The organism is Porphyromonas macacae DSM 20710 = JCM 13914 (assembly GCF_000379945.1).
Classification (GTDB): Bacteria; Bacteroidota; Bacteroidia; order Bacteroidales; family Porphyromonadaceae; genus Porphyromonas; species Porphyromonas macacae.
This window is the reverse complement of record NZ_KB904140.1, coordinates 1-21,670: the sequence shown is the minus strand read 5'-3', so window position 1 is coordinate 21,670 and position 21,670 is coordinate 1. Positions and strand designations below refer to the sequence as shown.

The window sequence follows — 21,670 nt, the reverse complement described above, 5'->3', positions numbered from 1 at the left end:
TATCGGCGTTTCAGACATATGGGCTTAGAGCAGGTCAAGATGGACTTCGCCTTTCTAGCTATGGCCTTTAATCTGAAGAAACTATGTGCTAAGGTTGCTCGAAAGGCGAAAAACACTCCCAAAAGACCTATATCAACCCTCAATCTCGGCCTCATGCGCTTCCACCTCCTCGAAAAACACAAAAATATCCCTCAAAGGCTAAAACCGGTGGCTTAACCAACCCCAAACCAAAACTAAAAGGAGCTGCGCCAAAATTCATTTTGACACAGCCCCATTTCTTTAGAGAAAAAGAAGAAAGATTTACAATCTTCTGATTACATTCATCATCTGTTCTCCCAACCCGATGGTATACCCTTGACGAACGAATACTACACGTCCGAAGGTATCGGCAATAACAAAGATCGGTAGCTCCGTGGTGTTGGGTAGATTGGTTGCGGTAGCCATCATTTTGGCATTTGTTCCGTTGAGATCCCATCCCCAAACAACCGTATTGGGCAATTCTTTGAACTCTTCGTTGCGGAAACGTTTATAATTCGACTCATCGGGGAAAAGAAGTATCAGTTTACGTTCCCATGTTTCGAATTCTTTGGCCAGTAATTGGATATCTTTCAGGGCATGATTGGAAGGCTCTTGTCCTGCAGCCAATACAGCTAAGACGAAATATCCTCGTCCTGTGGTAGAGAGAATTGTCTTTTCTTCCCCCGTTGCTATATCGTGATAAGTCTGTTCCGCATTGATAGAGCCAATAACCTGAATGTCCGTACTGTCTTGTGGCAAGATCAGGGGAACAGATAATATATCATTGTTTTCGGGCACTTTAATTTTTTTCATATTGCACAAGACACTTCCGGAGGCCATACGTGTACCGGAGATGAGCAGATAGTCTCCGGCATCGACGGCTCTTGGTGTCTTGAATAGATCGCTCCATCCTAATCCGCCGTCCCAGTCGTACTCCAAAGTTCTTAATGCTCCGTCTGGATTGATAAAGGCCAAAGAATAACGGCTGTAATATTGAGGATCGGGTGATACTGTCGTGGGTTTGTAAAGCATTTTCAACATACCTTTGGGGGCTGTTGAAGACGTTTGCTGTTGTAAATTTATATCTACCCATTCCATAGCTCCCGGCATGCTGTACTGAACTTTTCCTGTAACCGGGTCTATGCGCGATGGGATGCCAAGACTGCGAGCTGCTGCCACAAAGAAATATTCTGTGCTCCTGTTGTCGGCCCATTTTATAGATAATATACCGCGCGGACTGGCAATCATACGTTGACTGTTATAGACTGAGTCCTGTTTGATATTTTTGCCGATCCATTCTGCAAGCAGTGTGGGATTTGTTTGGATTTGTGCTTGTTCTTCTGCAGAAAAAGCTTTGAGTATATCACTTCGATAGGCTGTGAGCAATTCCACTCCGATACGGGGATTGGCCACATGACGGAGAGAAAACTCGTTATCCGTGTCCGGCATTTCCGAATAAATGGCCTGCAACTTTTCCAGGGGCGTATCCGTCAGGTCTTTTTCTGAAATCACAGAAAGTAAAGCCACGGCTTTTTCTTTCTTTTCAGCTTCAAGCAGGAACTTCTCGATAGCTGCATGGTTGCCGCGTGAAGCTTTTAAGTATGAAGCAATACGTTCTTTGCTTATACCGATATTTGAGGCTAAAGATTCGATGCTTTGTTCCGAAGCAAAGGTCGCTTCATAACGATGGCGGATGGAATCTTCATAAATCAGACGTTTTTCATTTTCTGCGGCCTGTTCCGGTGTAGCTGTGGTGGGAAGGGCTGCTGCTGTGGGTGGATTGATTTTGAATGATACCTCTTCGGGCATTGCTCCAAAATCATTTAATGTAATGATTAGTTGAGTGCGTTCATCCGTTTTGCTGACAGCGTAACCGTATTTGCCGTCTTTGAAAGCCCATACCAGCATATCCCCTTTACCGATGCGCAGAGAAGATTCTCCGGAAACATCCGTATATTTGGTTACCACCGGATTGAATTCGGCATAATTGTAAATGCAATACCTGACAGCTGCGTTATCCACGGCATTTCCTTCTATATCCACCACTTTAATCGAAAGTTCGTCCGTTTCCGTATAATTGTCGATGACATTGATTTCCGTATAATTTTTTGTGCTATAAAGAACTTCCTCCGGCCCGTCATAGCGTCCGAATACTTTGGTGTGAATGAGCATTGCCCTAACCACAGAACTGTTAAACCATGCATTGTTCAGGTCGGCTGCCGGTTCACAGGCACCCATAAAGTGCCATTTTCCGTCCACCCAAACTTCCACCCAGGCATGATTATCGTCCGTATGTGCCCAACGTGGTGTGTAAACCTGACGGGCAGGTATGCCTACCGAGCGTAAGGCCGCTACAGTGAATGTAGATTCTTCACCGCAACGTCCGAGTGCATTAAGTACTGTGGATAGGGGACTGCGAGTGCGTCCGTCGCTCGGGGCATAGGTGGCTTTTTCATGGCACCAGTGGTTGACTTCCAAAGCCGCTTCTTTCATGCTCAGGTTTTGGACACGTTCTTTCAGTTCGTTGTAGAAAACCATGCGGCTTTCATCCAAATTTTCATTGTTTACACGCACGGGAAGAACGAAGTGTGTGAAAAGTTTTTCAGGAACATTCTTTCCCCATGTCATCTCTTGCCGTGCTTTGAATGATGAGCGAATATTTTTCAGGTAAAACTCAGGCGTATAATCGGCGATATCTGCCGTATTCATGTAAGCATAAAGAAACTCCATGGCTTCACGTTCCATAAGTTTCAGCGAATCGTTGAAAATGTCGGCAAAAAGTTCTTCTCCCATGATCTCTTTGCGGATTTTAAGATCTTCCTGTACCGTGGCTCTGTATTGACTGTCGGTAATGAAGTGTTCGTCTTTTTGCGAACATCCCGGAGAGACAGACAGTCCTGTTAAAAGGACAAAAAAATAGAATAGTGTTTTTGTTTTCATTATGGATTGTATAAAGGATTTGGATTTTAATATCGCATTTATCGTACGGAGGCGCCCCACATCAGTTTCCGTCGTAACATTTCCGGCCATGATCTATTACCCAGTTTAACAACCCGTACACGGTTCGGCGATAACTGTATTTTAACGGGAGTATTGCAATCGAGCGGTAAGGTTTCTCCATCTAAAACGGTTAGAAAAGTATTGTTTCTGGATTCGACTTCCAGACGAATGATTTGTTTGTCCGAGATGACCAATGGGCGCATATTCAAGGTGTGCGGGGCAATCGGATTTATAATGACCGAAGGACTGTCAGGCATCATGATAGGCCCATTGATACTTAGCGAGTATGCCGTGGATCCGGTAGGTGTGGAAATGATAAGACCATCGCAATCGTAATCCGCCAGATAATCTTCACCGAGAAAGGTTTTAACTTGGATGATTGAACCGGTTTCGCGTTTTAGGATGGCCACTTCATTCAATACTTCACCCAGCAGTTTCTCATCCGCAAAAATCTGCAATTTCGTTCTTTCTTCAACGGTGTATTTGCCACTAAAGAGCTTATCGAGCGGTGAAAGGTCGGAGGAATCCAATTCGGTCAGAAAGCCGAGTCGTCCCATATTTATGCCTAAAACAGGAGTCTCCGAAATGCCGATACAGTGTGCAGTGCGTAAGAAGGTTCCATCTCCCCCTAAACTGATGGCAAAATTCATTTTAGGTAATAACCTTAAATCTAATACGTTATATGAATGAGGGAGGCTTCCGGATTCGGACAAGGCTGAAGCAAAGTCTTTTTCTATATACAGTGTGACGTCCGGGCGATTGAATTTATCAAAAAGAGGCTCTAACAGCTCTTTTTGATTTGCTTTGTGTATACTGCCAAAAACTGCAACTTGAATCATAGCATTAACTGGTCTGAGTTTCCCGATTATTAACGTTATATTTGCACCAATCGGCTTGGTTGCAAGCTATTGGTTTGAATACAAACTTGTAGAAAGAGCAAATCAAAGATGCTTCCGGCGTACAACTAAATCATATGCTCAATGCACAAATATAAGAAAATAGAACCATGACTAAACTAAGCGTTAACGTAAACAAGATTGCTACACTGCGTAATGCACGCGGAGGAAATATGCCTGATGTGGTACAGGCGGCTTTGCATTGCGAACGATTCGGGGCACAGGGGATTACTGTCCATCCCAGACCGGATGAGCGGCACATACGCTATCGGGATGTTTATGACTTAAAAAAGGTTCTGACAACAGAGTTCAATATCGAGGGTAACCCCAACGACCGGTTTATCAAACTGATTGAAGATATAAAACCCACACAGGTAACACTTGTTCCTGATGCTCCGGATGTGTTGACCAGCAATGCCGGATGGGATGCTAAAACTTATTTTGAACATCTCTCCGAGTTGATTAAACATTTTAAGAGTTTTGGCGTGCGTACTTCCATTTTTGTGGGAACGGATTTAGAAAATCTGGAATGGGCTGCAAAAACCGGAACGGACCGGGTAGAGTTGTACACAGAACCTTACGCTGCAGGTTTTTCCATTGATGCTGAAACTGCCGTGTCGCCCTTTGTCCGGGCTTCACAAAAAGCTCATGATTTGGGACTTCAGGTGAATGCCGGGCATGACTTGAATCAGGAAAATCTTAATTTCTTTGCTCGTAAATTACCGTATTTAGATGAAGTTTCTATCGGACACGCTCTCATTTCCGAGGCGATTTACGATGGTTTGGAATTGACGATAGCACGCTATCGCAGAGCATTGGAATTTAATTGATTATAAAGACCGATTATCAGATTACTTTACTAACTTATTATATAAACGATGAATACTTCTCTGACAGATTCTCTATCTCAAATAATCAATACGCCGACCGTGTCTCCGGTTGAATTGTCCGTTTTCGATTTGGCTACCAAAGGGGGCTGGATCATGATCGTACTGCTTGCTCTTTCCGTGCTGGCCATTTATCTGTTCATAGCCAAACTTTTGCAGATTAAGGCAGCCGGCAGGGAAGATCATTCTTTTATGGATCGGATTAAAGATTACATTCATGAAGGTAAAATAGATGCGGCTATCCGCTTGTGTGAGGATAGGGATACACCTTATGCCCGGATGATTCATAAAGGAATAACACGTCTTGGGCGGCCAATGAACGATATTCTCGTAACAATAGAGAATACAGGTAATATTGAAATCGGCCGCTTGGAGAATGGTATGGCTCTTCTGGCTACCATTGCAGCAGGTGCACCGATGATCGGTTTCCTGGGTACGGTAACGGGTATGATACGGGCTTTCTTCGATATGGCCAATGCGGGGCAGGCCGGAGTAGATGTTACTTTATTGTCCAATGGTATTTATGAAGCTTTGGTAACCACGGTAGCGGGTCTTATAGTGGGTATCATTACTCTTTTTGCTTATAATTTCCTGGTTGCCCGCTTGGATAAGGTTATTAACCAGATGGAAACCAAAACGCTCGCTTTTATGGATTTGCTTAATGAACCTGCCGTATGAGTCTTAAACGAAAAACAAGAGTCAACGAGTCTTTCAGCATGGCTTCGATGACCGATGTTATTTTCTTGCTGCTTATTTTCTTTATGGTTACCAGTACTCTTATAGTACCCAATGCCATCAAGGTAAATTTGCCTTCATCCAGGCAGCAAGCTCCGCCCGAAGTCCCTCCCGTTCGTGTAACGGTTAGTAAGGACAGTCGTTTCTTTTTGGCTTTCGGGCAGGAGAAAGGCAATGAAGTTTTATTTGAAGAATTGGCCCCTGCATTGCAAGGTTATGCTCAGAAAAATCCTGAATCCTATCTTGCCATTTATGCAGATCAGGCCGTTTCTTATCGTGAGGTGGTTGCCGTAATCAATATTGCAGCACCGCTACAATATAAGATCGTATTGGCTACTCAGGCACAAGGAAACCGTTAAGATTATGAATGTAGAACAGCAGAGAAGACAAGCCGGATTGAAGCGAAATCTGAAGGCTTTGGGGATAACCCTCCTGCTTCATGCCTTTTTGCTGGGTATGCTCTTATGGTTTACCGTTCGAGCCAATGTGCCCGAAAAGCCACAGATTCCCGAATTGGTTTTGATTAATGCCGGAAATGTGGATCTGTCGGCCGGCGAGCTCGAACCGTTGGGGAGCTTACAAGAGCATCAAGATGTGGCACCGCGAGAGGCCGTACCTAATCCACCTCAACCTAAGCCGGCTCCTGCGCCTGAAAGAATGCCTAAAATAGAAAAATTGGTAACACAAAATAATTCAAATCAAATCAGTGCTGCAGAGTTGGAGGCTGCCAAGCGAAAAAAAGAGGAAGAACGCCAAAGGGTATTGGAGGAAGAGCGTAAACGTAAAGAGCGGGAAGAACAGGAAAAACGGGAACGAATCCGTCGTGAAGTGGGCAGTAATGTGGCCGGCGCTTTTAACGGACAAAAGACAAATAGTGGCAACCAGGGGACGGGTATGGAAGCAAAAGGCAATCAAGGTGTTCCCGGAGGGAGTGGAGACAGCTACTCTCTGGATGGACGTACTATTATTACGAACGGAGGGTATCCGACTCGCCCGAATAATGTAAAAGCAATTCGGGGTAAGATACGTGTTCGTATCGTTGTGAATAATCAGGGGCAGGTAACTGATGCGTGGGTCGAGCCGCAGGGAACTCAGATTAGCGATCCTGATATGCGTAATGCTGCAGTTAAGGCCGCTAAAGCCACTCGATTTAACAAGATACCCGGAGGAACCGATCAGCGAGGTATCATTACCTATCTTTTCGATGTACAATAAGGATAAGGTCGAATTTATCAATATAAACATTACAACAATGAAAAAAGCATTTATTTTTTTAGCACCCGGTTTTGAGGAAACCGAAGCTATCGGTACGATTGACGTACTGAAACGAGGAGGGGTAGATATAAAAATTGTTTCTGTTACGGGCGATACTTTTGTGGAAAGTGCGCATGGTGTAGGAATAAAGGCCGATATTTATTTGCCGGATGTGAAAGCAGAAGAGGCCGATGCTCTTATCTTACCCGGAGGGATGCCCGGAGCGGAAAATCTCAAGAAAGATATGACCGTTCGCTCTTTGGTCGATGCCATGTATGCCAAAGGCCGTTTGGTCGCAGCCATTTGCGCTGCTCCCATGGTTTTGGGAGATCTCGGACTTTTGAGAAATAAAAAAGCTACTTGCTATCCCGGATTCGAATCTGAAATGACCGGAGCTCTTGCTACCGGACAACCGGTGGAGCAGGATGGTAATATCATTACCGGTAAAGGACCGGCCTTTGCATACCGCTTCGGCTTGGCTATTCTGGCATACCTTAGAGGGGGCGATGTTGCCGAAGAAGTGGCACAAGGTATGCTTATCAGTTGATAATAGAATTTTTTCCACAAATAAAAGCCTAAGCTTAAAAAAGAGGTTGGGCTTTTTTTGTGGCAGGACGTTAAAAACAGTCTATTTTTATAATATATCGGGTGATATTAAAGATGACATCCTTTTTCAGGCCACATAGTTAAATTGGAGCCACACGTTTTTGGATTATTAATTTTTTTTAAGGAGAAAGGCTTTGTTTTTCTTTGTTATTTGTTTGAATGCTCTTTTTCTGAAAATACCTGTTCCGTATTTTTATATTTAATTAAGAATAAAAGACGAAAACCCTACTGTTTTTTGACAAAATGACGTTTTTTGTTTGCTATTTTTTACTTATTGCGTCGTTGATTGGAGTTTTAGGGTTTGTTTGTAAAATATTATTTCTAAATTGCCGAATATTTAGACTATAACATAAACACAACGACCAAAAGTAAATTTTGTTATGGAGATCCTTATTTCTATTTTACCTATTTTGGCACTTATCGTGTGTATGATGGGTTTCAAGCTATCAGGAGATAAATCGGCGCTGATAGCACTTGTATTAACGGTTATTATCGGGTTGTGGGTTGCCCCCTCGATGGGTTTTGCTCCTGCAGCATTCGAAGTCTCAGGTGTTGGATGGGCTTTGGTGGAAGGGATTCTTAAAGCGGTTTTTCCCATTCTTCTAATTATCCTTATGGCTATTTTCAGTTACAATGTACTGTTGGAATCCAGACAGATTGAGATTATCAAGTCTCAGTTTACCGGACTTTCGGATGATCCCCGCATTCGTGTATTGCTTTTAGTTTGGGGCTTCGGCGGTTTGCTGGAGGGTATGGCCGGTTTCGGAACAGCCGTGGCTATTCCTGCTGCTATTTTGATCAGTTTAGGCTTCAAACCTGCTTTTTCAGCTTTAGTCAGTTTGTTGGCCAACAGTGTTGCCACTGGTTTCGGTGCAGTAGGAGTGCCCGTTATTACTCTGGCAAATGAAGTGGCAAACGGTGCAGCTTCCACAGAGCTTGTACAGCAGATCAGTGCAAATGTGGTTGTTCAGCTGTCTTTACTGATGTTTATTATTCCTTATCTCATTCTGTTCCTTACGGATCGCAGAGCCAAAGCGCAGTTATCCAATGTGATTTTGGCTTTGATTGTGGGAGTTGTTTCTTTGGCTGTTCAGTATGTAGCCGCTCGTTATTTAGGAGCCGAAACACCTGCTATTTTGGGTAGTATTGCTTCTATTATTGTTATTGTAGCGTATGCCAAGATACAAGAACGGTATTTTAAGCGTAAAGAAAATCAAACAGAACAGAAAGCGGTCGTTCATAAATACACCGCATCAGAAACAATCAAAGCTTGGAGCGTATATGCTCTTATTTTGGTATTTATCATTCTGGCAAGCCCTTTATCCGGTCCTATCGGACAAGGATTAAAGCAGATTGCTGTTTCTAAAATACACCTTCCTATCTATCCCGAAGGTAAATTCTTTCAGTTTGCTTGGCTTAGCAATGCTGCTCTAATGTTGTTCTTAGGTGCATTTTTAGGTGGCCTTATTCAAGGATTAGGTGTTAAACAGCTTTTTCTTGTCTTTGCCAAGACAGTTGTGGGGCTCAGAAAAACAACGGTTACGATTATCAGCCTGATTGCGTTAAGTTCTGTAATGACTTACAGCGGCATGATTCTGGTTATAGCCAAGGCTTTGGCAGATGCCACCGGTTCCATGTATCCGTTAGTAGCGCCATTGATTGGTGCAATAGGTACATTTGTTACCGGCAGCGACACTTCATCCAATATTCTTTTTGGAAAATTACAAGCCAATGTAGCTGCCAATATCAATGTGGATACAAATTGGTTGGCAGCGGCAAATACAGCCGGTGCAACGGGCGGCAAAATTATTTCCCCGCAGAGTATCGCTATTGCCACAGCAGCATGTAAGGAAGAAGGTACTGAAGGTCAGATTTTACGTTCTGCCTTGCCATATGCCTTGTTCTATGTGATTATTGCAGGTGCCATGGTTTTCTTTCTGGCGTGATCTTATACTGAACTATTTATTATCAATTTTAAACATCAATAAATCAATGAAAGTAGGTTTATTTATTCCATGTTACATTAATGCTGTTTATCCGGAAGTAGGTATTGCTACGTATAAACTGCTCAAAAGCTTAGGCGTTGATGTAGACTATCCGGAGGACCAAACCTGTTGCGGGCAGCCTATGGCTAATGCAGGTTATCAATTGCAGGCCAAGAAATTAGTCAGTCGTTTTGACCGTTTATTCAAAGGTTATGACGTTGTAGTCGGTCCGTCTGCCAGTTGCGTGGCTTTTGTGCGTGAGTTCCACCCCGGTATAGCAAAGTCCGAGGGACATAAATGCGAGTCGGCAGGTAAAATACGCGATGTAATCGAATTTATTCATGATGATTTGAAGATAACATCGCTTCCTTCTTCTTTCCCTCATAAAGTAAGTATACACAACAGCTGCCACGGTGTGCGCGAATTGGATTTGTCTACGCCGAGCGAGCGCAATCTTCCATACAACAATAAGGTTAGAAACCTTTTGGAGATGGTACAGGGCATCCAAGTATTTGAGCCTAAGCATATCGACGAGTGTTGCGGTTTTGGAGGAATGTATTCGGTAGAGGAGCCGGAAGTAAGCTGTGCCATGGGGCATGACAAAGTGCTCGACCATATGTCTACCGGTGCCGAGTTCATAACCGGAGCAGACAGTTCTTGCCTCATGCACATGCAGGGGGTTATAGACCGGGAGAAACTTTCTATTAAAACTATTCATGCAGTTCAAATTTTAGCCGCTAACTTATGAGTACGAAACATTCAAAAGCAGCCGCCAAGTTTCTCCGCAATAAGCCTCAGGCGAAATGGCACAACGAGACGCTCTGGCAGGTAAGACAGAAAAGAGATAATCAGAGCCGGCAAGTGCCTGAATGGGAAGAGCTACGCCAGCTGGCTCATGATATGAAAAGATACAGTATAACCCATCTTGGCGAATTGTTGGAGCAATTTGAGAAAAAGGCACAGGAAAACGGTGTCATTGTTCATTGGGCAAAAGATGCCGAGGAACACAATAGTATTGTTTATGACATTCTTCAATCGCACAATGTAAAGAAGTTTGTTAAAAGTAAATCCATGCTCACAGAAGAGTGTGAGCTTAATCCTTATCTTATTGAGCGGGGAATAGACGTTATAGAAACAGACTTGGGCGAACGTATTTTGCAATTGATGGAAATTCCGCCCAGTCATATAGTTATGCCGGCTATTCACATTAAACGTGAGGCCGTAAGCGATTTGTTCCATGAAAAATGGGATACCGAGAAAGGTAATTATGACCCCACCTATCTGACCCGTGCAGCGCGTAAGAGTCTTCGTAACGATTTCATTACTGCCGATGCTGCCATGACCGGGGGTAACTTTGCCATTGCTTCTACCGGAGAGGTCGTTGTTTGTACTAACGAGGGGAATGCCGATATGGGAATGAGCTGTCAGAAACTGAATATCTGTACATTCGGTCTTGAAAAAGTTATTCCCGATCTGGATGCTCTGGGAATTTTTACACGCCTTTTGGCTAGATCGGCTACCGGTCAACCCAGTACTACATATACTTCTCATTACAGCCGTCCTCATAACGGTGGAGAATTGCATTACATTATTGTAGATAACGGACGTTCCAATATCATGGCCAATGAGGAACATATGCAGACGCTCAATTGCATCCGTTGCGGTGCTTGTATGAATACCTGCCCTGTATACCGCCGTTCGGGAGGATATTCCTATACATATTTTATCCCCGGACCTATCGGAATCAATCTCGGTATGCTCAAAGCTCCATTGAAATTCTACGATAATGTATCCGCCTGTACTCTCTGCCTTTCCTGCTCTTGCGTTTGTCCCGTCAAGATAGATTTGGGAGAACAGATTTATCGTTGGCGTCAAAATTTAGCTCCATTGGGTGTGGCAAATAAGGAGAAGAAGTTGATGTCTAAGGGTATGAAGTTTGTTATGGACAGCCCCTTCCGCTTCAACTTTGCCATCAATCGTGCATCCATGGTTAACGGGATGCCGCGCCCGATGATATATAATGGGCTGAATGCTTGGGGAGAAGGGCGTGAATTGCCGAAGTTTGCAAAGCAATCATTTAATAAATGGTGGAAAGAAAATCACAAAAAACAGAAATGATTATGAGTAGTAGAAAAGAAATTCTGGACAGCATAAGGTTGCACACGAAGGCAAAAGAAGAACGCCCGTCTATGGCGAATTGGAAAGGAATTACCTATGAGGATAAAACCAAACAGTTTATAACCATATCCCAAGCCGTAGGAGGTGATGCCATTGTGCTCAAAGACGGTGAGGATATCAATGATGTCATCAAATCGCATTATCCAGATGCACAGCGCATAGCTTCGGTGATGCCGGAAATAACTTGTGCTACTTATAACCCTGATACGGTACAAAAAGCCGCAGAGTTGAACGGTACGGATGTGGCGGTGATCGAAGGAGTGTTTGGTGTCTGTGAAAACGGCTGCGTGTGGATTGAGCAAACTATGGAGCAGAGAGCAATATGCTTCATTTCTGAAAACCTCGTTATCGTTATCCCCAAAGATGCTCTGGTAAACAATATGCATGAGGGGTATGCGCGGGTTCAACCTTCCGATAAACCTTTCAGAGGTTTTATCAGCGGTCCTTCCAAGACAGCGGATATAGAACAGGCACTGGTTATCGGTGCACACGGTGCACGCAGTGCTTTGGTGATATTGAGATAAGGATTTATTTTTCTTTGTAAAAGCCCCCCTCTCAGCACTTTCTGATCAAATCAGATTAGAAGATTGTTGAGAGGGGTTTTTGTATGTATATAAATGGGGAGCCGTGTACACAGTCTGACGTGTCTTTTTCTTTTATCTATTTTTCTCTTGACGGCATCCGAATCTCTCTGCCTGATGGCTAAAAATTCTTAGCGCAATGGATTTTTGACGAAGTTAACTTGGATTTTTTTTCTTTGCCTGAAGAATTTTTAGCCATCAGGCAGAGAATTTTTGTTTTGACGTGTACTGAAAAAAGTTGACACTCGGGGCGGTTAAGTTTGCGATTAAATTTACACTGTTTTTTCTAAAATCCATTTCAGGTTGACACACTTTTTGTTTTAGGACCACTCTCGATTTATACCGGCAGAATCAAGTCTTTTGTACGGAGTTTTACTCTAAGATAAAGTATCCCTCGGGGGTAATCTTAAAAGTCTCTGTATTCTCAGAATCATTGTACCTGTTTCGCAAAATAATCTTGTCTTTGCTAATCTTACTTTCAGTTTGAGATATGCTTTCCGCTACTTCGTCGTAACCGATTTGTAGCCAGTCTATGATTTCATCTTGATTATTAATGGTGAATAGCATGTTGTAAAGCTCATGTTCTCCATTCATGAATGTGATAACAACCGAAGTGAATTTTTCCGAAAACGGTATTCGATAATTAATTCTGAAATCTTTGGAATAGGGGTATAAACCGCGTAAATTGAGACTCTCCACTATACTGTTTTCTAAAACCTTCAGTTCACTGAAATTGCGGATGTTTGTGCTGTCATTTATAGGAAAAGAGGTTTTGAAGGGAAAATCTTTCCAAGCTTCTTTGGAGAGTACGGGGATGTTTTTGAACGTAATTTGGTAAAAATTATTACTCTCTTTTTCTCCTTTTTCATTGTAATGGTGAGAGTTCAGGAAAAGATTCTGTTCATCGCTCCAAACAGCATCCACGGTACAAAGTTTTTCATAGAATTCCTTGTCGACATCTTTAAGTGCATTGAATAAACTGCTCAATGCAATGTGTTTCTGAAATCCCTTGTGAGTTTTCTTTTCGATGGCATATATGTCGCATTCTTGTCCGGAATGACAGGCACTCAATCGAAATGTCTTTTGGGGAGAGTATACGAAAAGGTCGGGATTACCCACATGATGTTTTGAGGAGTTTTTTAAGTCATAGCATACATCGGCAGTATGTTCGCCTTCACAAAGTAAAATATCCTCTTCGGGATAATATGCTATGAAATAATTTTCATCCCCATTATTCTTGTAAATACCTCCATTTCTAAAATGTATTTTATTTACGGAGGGTGTTTCGTCTTCTGTAAATTCCACTATGCCTTTGAGTATTTCCTGCACTTTTTTGAAATCGGTGATTTTTTCAGGATTATATGTCGTTGAGAATTTACGTTGAACTTTTTCATAGACTTCCGGACTGATCTTTTTGATTTCGACAGGGAAATCAGTCCATCGGATATTGTTTTCTTGAGCCATTATATTCTTGTGAAAACAATGAGAAATGATTAATGTGAAAAATAAAACAACAGTTTTTTTCATCGTGTTTTTGTAGTTTGGTTTTTTTATATAAACCGAATATAAGGGAGAAAAATTGCTTTGAGGGAGATTTGCGGTTCAAAAATGTTCGAGGCAGGCGTTATTTGGGGTCGAAGAACTTCTTGTATCTATACACCTTATGAGTAACTTTGAGAAATAATATAGAGAAAGCGAAACCTTAAGGTTGTAGATAGAAAAATCATGTTTGATTCGAAAGTGAAAATAATCGGCATTATTATTGCCATGCAGAAAGAATTTTCATTGCTGGAGGATTTGCTGCAATCTCCCGACAGGATAGTAGACGGTTCTTTCCATGCCACGGTGGGTAATTATAACGGTATGCGGGTGATATTGGCTTTAAGCGGTATCGGAAAAGTATCTGCTGCTTTATGTACGGTGGAGGTGATTAAACGGTTTAATCCGGATTATTTGGTCAATACCGGCGTGAGTGGAGCACTTGCCAAAAACCTCAAAGTAATGGATACGGTAGTTTCTACCGAAGTCTGTTATCACGATGTTTCCTGTGGTGCCGATATTCCGTGGGGGCAGGTGCAGGGTTATCCTTTGTACTATAAAGCTTCGGAAAAGTTATTGAATGACTTTAAGAATCCGGAGCGAGCGGATATTCACCGGGGATTGATTTGCTGTGGCGATCGTTTCTTATCTTCTGTGGAGGAGTTTAATTTCATACGTCGCACCTTTCCGGAGGCTTTGGCTGTTGATATGGAATCTGCGGCTATTGCACAAACGGCTTATCTCTATGGCGTTCCTTTCATTGCTATTCGCATCATTAGCGATATAGCAGGGGAAGAAGATAATTACAGCCAATATCGAAATTTTTGGAAAGAAGCTTCTCTGAAATCTTTTGAAACGATCAAATTATTATTGAATACCATCAAGTAATTATAAAAAGTTATGGAAAAGATACCGAGTTTTGTAATCGATCATACAGCTCTGAAGCGTGGAATATATGTGTCGAGAAAAGACCTTGTGGGCGGAGAAACGATAACGACTTTCGATATCCGCATGAAGGAACCAAATCGTGAGCCTGTGTTAGGAGTTCCCGAACTTCATACCATAGAGCATTTGGCTGCCACTTATCTTAGAAACACGCCCGAATATAAAGATCGTATTATCTATTGGGGGCCTATGGGATGCCTTACGGGAAACTACTTTCTGATACGTGGAGATTATACCCCGGCGGATATTCTGCCTTTGATGAGAGAGACATTCAGATTTATTCGTGATTTTGAGGGAGAAATTCCCGGCACTCAACCCAGAGACTGCGGAAATTGTTTACTTCATAATCTTCCCATGGCTAAATATGAAGCAGCCAAGTATCTGTCGGAGGTTTTGGATGTAGCAACGGAGGAGAATTTGAATTATCCGGAATAAGCTCTTTTCTTTGCAACGGTTGTAATAGAGAGTGTTATTGGGGTATTGATTATCTTTGTTTCATTATGCTTTGATATGCAGCTTTAAGGGCTGACATAAATCTTTTGAGAGGGTATTCTATGATAGAAGATTTTGACATTCGTGAAGAGCAGAACAAGTGCCGCACGGATGACAATGAGATAGAAAATGCACTGAGACCGCTTTCTTTCAGCAGTTTTAGCGGACAGGATAAAGTGGTGGAAAATCTGTCCATTTTTGTTGCCGCTGCCAAACAGAGAGGAGAAGCCTTGGATCATGTGCTTTTGCATGGCCCCCCCGGGTTGGGCAAGACGACCTTATCTAATATTATTGCCAACGAACTGAATGTCGGTATAAAAATTACATCCGGACCTGTATTGGATAAACCGGGAGATTTAGCCGGATTGTTGACATCGCTCGAGCCGAACGATGTACTTTTCATTGACGAAATACACCGTTTGAGTCCTATCGTCGAGGAATATCTGTATTCTGCCATGGAGGATTATCGCATCGATATTATGTTGGATAAGGGGCCGAGTGCACGGTCCATTCAGATAGACTTAAGCCCGTTTACGCTTGTCGGCGCTACCACTCGCAGCGGTTTGCTTACGGCCCCGCTGAGAGCACGTTTCGGGATCAATATGCACTTGGAGTACTACGATGTGGATACCATTATGCATATTATATTGAGGTCGGCCGGCATTTTAGGGGTGCCTTGTGAAAAAGAGGCTGCACGGGAAATTGCAGGTCGAAGTCGCGGAACTCCTCGTATCGCCAATGCTTTGCTTCGCCGGGTGCGTGATTTTGCCGAGGTTAAAGGTACGGGAAAAATAGACAAAGCCATTGCTTGCTATGCCTTGGAAGCACTTAATATCGACCGTTACGGACTGGATCAGATAGACAACAAACTTCTCGGTATAATCATCGATAAATTTGCCGGAGGACCTGTTGGGCTTACGACCATAGCCACCGCTTTGGGTGAGGATCCGGGAACGGTGGAGGAGGTATATGAACCATTTCTGATAAAAGAAGGGTTTTTGAAAAGAACTCCACGAGGACGGGAAGTGACCGAATTGTCCTATATACATTTGGGGCGGCAACCTAAATACAGGCAAAACGATCTGTTCGATTGATAACGGTTTATCGTTAATTAAGATTTTAAGCCGATATGGCAGGAACAACAGCTTCTTTGGTAAAAGATACCGCAATTTACGGTCTGACCACAATCTCGGTAAAATTGCTGAGTTGGTTAATGACCATCGTGTACAGTCGTATTCTTACGACCGAGGGAATGGGTACCATGTCCAATCTCTATGCCTGGTCTACACTGTTGATGATTGTACTGACCTACGGTATGGAAACCGGTTTTTTCAGGTTTATCAATAAGCCCGGGCAGAAAGAGGAGGAAGTTTACTCTACGATACTGCGCACGCTGCTCTCTTCGTCTCTCTTTTTTATCATATTGGGCATCGTGTTTATGCAACCGGTAAGTAATTTTTTGAACAATCAGAATCATCCTGAAATGGTGGCGATGCTATTTGCCATCATCGGCATGGATGCTTTTATGTCTGTTCCGTTTGCATATTTGCGTCATAAAGGGCTTGCCTGGAAGTTTATGAGTATTCGTGTCACATTTATATTGCTTACTCTGCTTCTGACAGGATTGTGGGTGATTTTTACTCCACAACTCAAAGCCTGGCAAATCATTCGGGAGCCGGCAGATATGGTGCCTTTCGTTTTTTACATTAATTTGATTTGTTGCATCATCCAGTTATTGATGCTTTCTCCCTATTGGGCTAAACAGATGAGGGGAGGGTATAATAGATCGTTGATTCGGGAAATACTCAAATACTCCTGGCCTATTTTGTTGCTCGGTTTGGCCGGTAGCTTTAACAATCAGGCCGATAAGATTATTTTCCCGATGCTTTTCGATGACCCATCGGTCGGAAAATCTCAATTGGGGATTTATGCGGCTTGCTACAAGATTGCAATTATTATGGCCATGCTTACGCAGGCTTTCAGATATGCTTATGATCCGTTTGTTTTCGGTAAGACTCGAGAGAGTGAAGAAGAGCAAAAGAAGTCTTTGGTCAAGGTCATGCAGTACTATATCATTTTTACCTGTTTTGTTTTTTTGGGCGTCATGTGCTATCTGGATATTCTGAAGTATATGGTGAGCCCTCCTTTTTATCCCGGTTTGCCGGTGGTACCCTGGGTTATGTTGGGGCTTCAGATGTTTGGTATTTATTATAATCTTTCAGTTTGGTACAAAGTTACCGACCGTACGATTTGGGGTGCTGTTTTTTCTGTTATCGGTTGCGTTATGACGGTGCTCATTATTATCATAGGTGCTCCTCTGTATGGTTTTATGGCTTGTGCCTGGGCTGCAGCTATCAGTAACGGCGTAATTATGGTATTGAGCTATGTTATCGGAAGGCGCTATTTCCCGGTAAATTACAAGTTGGGCAATGCTGCTTTCTATGCTTTGCTTACGGGAGGGCTTGTTGGGTTGAGCTATCTTATCCGGCATTTTATAGCCAACTCCCTGCTCAGCGCTCTGGCTTGTACGCCGCTTTTACTCGTTTTTATCCTGGTGGCGGTAAAAAAAGATGTGGATTTGAATAAGATACCGATTGTAAATAAGTATATCAAAAAGAAATAGACCTAATTAGTAAATATATGAACAGTGAAGAAATAGAAAAGAAAGAGCTGGTGCCGGAAGCAGATGAGCGCAGCATGATTATTCGCTTTAAGGATTTTCTCAAACAGGTTTTCGATTTGAATCTGGATAAGGAAAATGATTTCCGGACGATAGAAGTGATAAAGGCCGATGTAGATTTCAAGGGTACCAAACTTTGGATTCTGATTTGCGCCATCTTTATTGCTTCTTTAGGACTAAATGTAAATTCCACGGCCGTTATTATCGGTGCGATGTTGATTTCCCCGCTTATGGGCCCTATTATCGGCTTGGGTTTATCTCTGGGGATTTATGATTTGCCCCTGATGCGCCGTTCATTGCGTAACTATGGTGTCTCGACCCTTATCAGTATCATTACGGCTACGCTATACTTCCTGATTACCCCTCTTAGCCATGTGCAAAGCGAACTTTTGGCTCGTACGCAACCAACGATATATGACGTACTTATCGCTTTCTTCGGTGGTCTTGCCGGCATTCTGGCAAATGCGTCGAAGAATAAGGGTAACGTATTGCCGGGTGTAGCTATTGCTACTGCTTTGATGCCTCCGCTCTGTACGGCAGGTTTCGGCCTTGCTACGGCTAACTGGTCATTCTTCTTCGGTGCATTCTACCTGTATATTATCAACTCCGTATTTATCGCTATTGCTACTTATTTAGTGGTGCGTTTAAGGAGATTCCCCCGTAAGGCCATGACCGACCCGAAACGTGAGAGAAAAGTGCGCCAGCTTATCACGACATTGGCTCTATGTACATTTATTCCGAGTGTTTATCTGGGCTTTTTGGTTGTCAAAGACTCTTTTACGCGGCAATCGGCTCAGCGTTTTATTGATGAACAGTTGAACTCTGTGCATAATCAGGTTATCAAGAGTAGCATTCAGACTAAAAAGGGCAGGTATGTGATCGATGCCGTTTTGATCGGTTCATCTTTGGATGCCAGGTATCTGGATAGTTTGCGAAGTTTGATGCCTGAATATGGTTTGAAAAATGTACAACTGAATATCAAACAGGGGTTTGACAAGCAGGATGTGAATGTGAACGAACTGAAAACGGTTGTCCTGAAAGATCTTTATGATAACAGTGCGAGGATTATACAGGAACAGCAACGTTCGATAGATTCACTGACAAACATGGTTAAGAATTACGATAAGTTCTTTTCTATCAATATGGAATTAAACCAGGAGGTCAGACTGCTCTTCCCTAAAATCAGTGATGTGACGCTTGCACCCACTCCTCAGTATGCTATGGGACGCGATTCTGTGCTGCTTATCGTGGTTAAACCGGAAGATAAAATAAGCACACAGCAGATTGAGAAGTTGACCGAATGGCTGAAAGCCAGAACAAATTCTAAATATGTGAGATTAGTATTAGATAATTAAACTGAAAATCAAAATGAGAAAAACATTAAAATTATTCTTGATCAGTTCTCTTCTTTTGGTCGTATTCGGCTTTAGAGCTTTTGCGGACAAAGGGATGTGGATTATGAGCGAGCTCAATAAGCAAAATATTGAGCGCATGAGGGAGTTGGGCTTTAAGTTGCCGATAGACTCTTTGTATAGTCTTGATAAACCGAGCATTACAAATGCAGTGGTAATATTCGGCAATGGCTGTACCGGTATAACCGTATCCAACGAGGGATTGATCTTTACCAATCATCACTGCGGTTACGAGGCTATCCAAAGCCAAAGTACCGTGGATCACGATTATTTGCGTGACGGTTTCGTAAGCCAAAACTTTGCTCAGGAACTTCCGATAGCAGGATTGGAAGTTCGTTATTTGCGTTCTGTAAGAGACGTGACCAAAGAAATAACAGATTCTTTGACCTCTTGTAAAACAGAAATGGAACGCTTGCAAAAAGCCAAGATTTTGTGTAGCAAAATAGCTATCGCAGAGCAAAACAAACTGGGTGACAATGTAGAGGTTATTGTGGAGCCGTTTTATGCCAATAATGCTTACTACATGATTGCTTACGATGTGTTCAAAGACGTTCGCATGGTCTTTGCTCCGCCCAGCTCCATCGGTAAATTCGGTGGTGACACCGACAACTGGATGTGGCCTCGCCATACCGGAGATTTCAGCGTATTTCGCGTTTATGCCGGGAAAGACAATAAACCTGCCGGGTATAACAAGGAAAATAAACCCTTCCGTCCGAAATATTATGCAGCAGTTTCTCTTGCCGGAGTTAGTAAAGACGACTATGCGATGACCGTGGGATTTCCGGGTAGCACATCCCGTTATATTCCTTCATGGGGCATCCGGAGCCGTATAGATAACACCAATACTCCGCGTATTGAAGTAAGAGGCATCAAACAGGAGATTTGGAAGGAAGCCATGAGCGCAGATCAGGCTACGCGTATCAAATATGCCTCTAAATATGCCCAGAGTGCCAATTATTGGAAAAACTCCATCGGTATGAACCGGGGGCTCGAAAAATTGCGCGTTTTGGATAGAAAAAGAATGGAAGAAGATGCTTTTCAGAAATGGACCGGCACCGATAAGAAAGGCGAGCAATATAAAGAGACCTTGTCTTTGCTCAAAAACGGATACGAAAATTCCGGTTCGTTCAAACGAAATCAAACCTATATTCAAGAAGCTCTTCTGACCGGCGCCGAAGTTGGTTTGATAGCTCTGTATGCCAATATGGCTGCAATGACACCTTCAAGTAAGGCGGAGTTGCTTAAACATCTGAACGAAAATGTTTACAAAGATTATCTTCCGTCATTGGATAGAAAAGTATTGCCGGCCATGCTTAAGGTTGTCAAAGAGCGTGTCCCAGCCGAATATCTGCCCGATATTTATATCACCATCGACAAAGATTACGGAGGCGATTACAAAGCCTATGCCGACCATCTGTTCGATACCAGTATTATCCCTTATGCCGATAAGTTGAATGAGGTAATGAAACTTCCGGCAGACCAGTTGCAGGCAAAACTTGCTAATGACCCCGCCGTTGTATTCTGCAATTCGGTTCGTAATATTTTGCAGGATATTAATAATAAAACCATGGAAGCAACCATGGATATCAGCAAAGGTAACAGACTTTACTTTGCGGGTCGCAGGGTAATGGATCCCAATCGTCAGATGCCAAGTGATGCGAACTTCTCCATGCGTATGAGTTACGGCTCTGTAAAAGGTTACGAACCATCCGATGCTACTTGGTTTAGTTATTATACAACAGAGAAGGGTATTATGGAAAAATACGATCCCAAATCTTATGAATTCAACGTTCAGGATGAAATTCTCAATCTCATCAAGAAAAAAGATTTCGGGCGTTATGCTGCCAAAGACGGTCATTTACACATCGCATTCCTTTCCACAAACGATATTACGGGAGGAAACTCCGGAAGTCCTGTGTTTGATAAGAATGGACGCCTCATCGGTCTGGCTTTCGACGGAAACTGGGAAGCCATGAGTGGTGATATCGAGTTTGAACCTGATTTGCAGCGTACGATCAGCGTAGATATTCGCTATGTGTTGTGGACAATCGATAAGTGGGGCAAATGTCCTCGTCTTATTAAAGAACTTAAGTTGATGAAGTAACAGGATCATTCGAGGTCTTTAAAAGATAAAGCCCGGAAAACGAAAGAGGAGTATGCCGACAACGGCATGCTCCTCTTTATTATTTGGAATTATTGGTGTCCGATAAAAATTTTTGAAGTAATAAATTAAGGGCTGGCTCCTGTATCAGGAAGTCAGCCCTCTTTTCGTTACTTTGTTGTCGCCAAACCAATGCAAGGTAACGATGAGTAAAAGTAAGCATTTCTTCGGACAGCCCATCTATAGTCAGCTGCTCCACCTCTTAGACAAGTCTCAAGTCCTCCAACATAGCCGAACACACACAGGAGAAAGGTACATCAAGCGTTTCGATGCCTGGACCCATCTGGTTGTCATGCTTTAC

General features: G+C 42.9%; 20 protein-coding genes. 17 read left to right on the top strand and 3 right to left on the bottom strand.

The features are described 5' to 3' along the window. On the top strand, positions 1-216 hold a 216-nt coding region (locus A3GI_RS11805), incomplete at its 5' end, for a transposase (protein ID WP_018360474.1). Positions 217-300: 84 nt separating this feature from the next. Here A3GI_RS11805 and A3GI_RS0106620 read toward each other — a convergent pair. After that, positions 301-2,958: a transglutaminase domain-containing protein gene (locus tag A3GI_RS0106620; protein WP_018360681.1), complete on the bottom strand. Its 2,658-nt coding sequence runs from the start codon at positions 2,956-2,958 to the stop codon at positions 301-303. Positions 2,959-2,996: 38 nt separating this feature from the next. Continuing rightward, positions 2,997-3,857 (bottom strand): NAD(+)/NADH kinase, encoded by an 861-nt coding sequence (locus tag A3GI_RS0106615; protein WP_018360680.1) that lies wholly within the window; start codon positions 3,855-3,857, stop codon positions 2,997-2,999. A gap of 167 nt (positions 3,858-4,024) precedes the next feature. Here A3GI_RS0106615 and A3GI_RS0106610 point away from each other — a divergent pair, with 167 nt between their 5' ends. The 9 genes from A3GI_RS0106610 (at position 4,025) to A3GI_RS0106570 (ending at position 12,083) form a co-directional block, all read left to right on the top strand. Then, positions 4,025-4,744: a pyridoxine 5'-phosphate synthase gene (locus A3GI_RS0106610; protein WP_018360679.1), complete on the top strand. Its 720-nt coding sequence runs from the start codon at positions 4,025-4,027 to the stop codon at positions 4,742-4,744. Between the two features lie 48 nt (positions 4,745-4,792). Beyond that, positions 4,793-5,479 carry a MotA/TolQ/ExbB proton channel family protein gene (locus tag A3GI_RS0106605; RefSeq protein ID WP_018360678.1) on the top strand — a complete coding sequence of 229 codons (687 nt, stop codon included), beginning with the start codon at positions 4,793-4,795 and terminating at the stop codon, positions 5,477-5,479. Continuing rightward, positions 5,476-5,895 (top strand): ExbD/TolR family protein, encoded by a 420-nt coding sequence (locus A3GI_RS0106600; protein ID WP_026215984.1) that lies wholly within the window; start codon positions 5,476-5,478, stop codon positions 5,893-5,895. Before A3GI_RS0106605 ends, A3GI_RS0106600 begins: the two co-directional genes overlap by 4 nt. Positions 5,896-5,899: 4 nt before the next feature. Continuing rightward, positions 5,900-6,751: an energy transducer TonB family protein gene (locus tag A3GI_RS0106595; RefSeq protein WP_018360676.1), complete on the top strand. Its 852-nt coding sequence runs from the start codon at positions 5,900-5,902 to the stop codon at positions 6,749-6,751. A 37-nt stretch (positions 6,752-6,788) separates the two neighbouring features. Continuing rightward, entirely contained in the window at positions 6,789-7,337 is a 549-nt protein-coding gene (locus tag A3GI_RS0106590) for a DJ-1 family glyoxalase III (protein WP_025079666.1), read from the top strand. 439 nt (positions 7,338-7,776) lie between these two features. Then, positions 7,777-9,342 (top strand): L-lactate permease, encoded by a 1,566-nt coding sequence (locus A3GI_RS0106585; protein WP_018360674.1) that lies wholly within the window; start codon positions 7,777-7,779, stop codon positions 9,340-9,342. A 46-nt stretch (positions 9,343-9,388) separates the two neighbouring features. Further along, complete coding sequence (locus A3GI_RS0106580; protein WP_018360673.1) at positions 9,389-10,129, top strand: (Fe-S)-binding protein; 741 nt, start codon at positions 9,389-9,391, stop codon at positions 10,127-10,129. Beyond that, positions 10,126-11,499, top strand: coding sequence for a lactate utilization protein B (locus A3GI_RS0106575; RefSeq protein ID WP_018360672.1), 1,374 nt, complete (start codon positions 10,126-10,128; stop codon positions 11,497-11,499). Before A3GI_RS0106580 ends, A3GI_RS0106575 begins: the two co-directional genes overlap by 4 nt. Before the next feature lie 2 nt (positions 11,500-11,501). Continuing rightward, positions 11,502-12,083 (top strand): LutC/YkgG family protein, encoded by a 582-nt coding sequence (locus A3GI_RS0106570; protein WP_025079662.1) that lies wholly within the window; start codon positions 11,502-11,504, stop codon positions 12,081-12,083. Positions 12,084-12,512: 429 nt separating this feature from the next. Here A3GI_RS0106570 and A3GI_RS11245 read toward each other — a convergent pair whose 3' ends face one another. Next, entirely contained in the window at positions 12,513-13,604 is a 1,092-nt protein-coding gene (locus A3GI_RS11245) for a hypothetical protein (RefSeq protein ID WP_154647830.1), read from the bottom strand. A 261-nt stretch (positions 13,605-13,865) separates the two neighbouring features. Here A3GI_RS11245 and A3GI_RS0106560 point away from each other — a divergent pair, with 261 nt between their 5' ends. From A3GI_RS0106560 to A3GI_RS10800, 7 genes are all read left to right on the top strand, one after another. Continuing rightward, the gene (locus A3GI_RS0106560; RefSeq protein ID WP_018360669.1) at positions 13,866-14,567 is read left to right on the top strand and encodes a 5'-methylthioadenosine/adenosylhomocysteine nucleosidase; all 702 of its coding nucleotides are present in this window, start codon (positions 13,866-13,868) and stop codon (positions 14,565-14,567) included. A 12-nt stretch (positions 14,568-14,579) separates the two neighbouring features. Further along, positions 14,580-15,059 carry an S-ribosylhomocysteine lyase gene (locus tag A3GI_RS0106555; protein ID WP_018360668.1) on the top strand — a complete coding sequence of 160 codons (480 nt, stop codon included), beginning with the start codon at positions 14,580-14,582 and terminating at the stop codon, positions 15,057-15,059. A gap of 119 nt (positions 15,060-15,178) precedes the next feature. Beyond that, complete coding sequence (gene ruvB / locus A3GI_RS0106550) at positions 15,179-16,210, top strand: Holliday junction branch migration DNA helicase RuvB (RefSeq protein WP_018360667.1); 1,032 nt, start codon at positions 15,179-15,181, stop codon at positions 16,208-16,210. 35 nt (positions 16,211-16,245) lie between these two features. Next, positions 16,246-17,739 (top strand): lipopolysaccharide biosynthesis protein, encoded by a 1,494-nt coding sequence (locus A3GI_RS0106545; RefSeq protein WP_018360666.1) that lies wholly within the window; start codon positions 16,246-16,248, stop codon positions 17,737-17,739. A gap of 17 nt (positions 17,740-17,756) precedes the next feature. After that, positions 17,757-19,151 (top strand): DUF389 domain-containing protein, encoded by a 1,395-nt coding sequence (locus A3GI_RS0106540; RefSeq protein WP_018360665.1) that lies wholly within the window; start codon positions 17,757-17,759, stop codon positions 19,149-19,151. 13 nt (positions 19,152-19,164) lie between these two features. Further along, positions 19,165-21,312, top strand: coding sequence for a S46 family peptidase (locus A3GI_RS0106535; protein WP_018360664.1), 2,148 nt, complete (start codon positions 19,165-19,167; stop codon positions 21,310-21,312). Between the two features lie 202 nt (positions 21,313-21,514). After that, a partial coding sequence (locus tag A3GI_RS10800) for a DUF4372 domain-containing protein (protein ID WP_018360663.1) occupies positions 21,515-21,670 on the top strand: 156 nt, incomplete at its 3' end.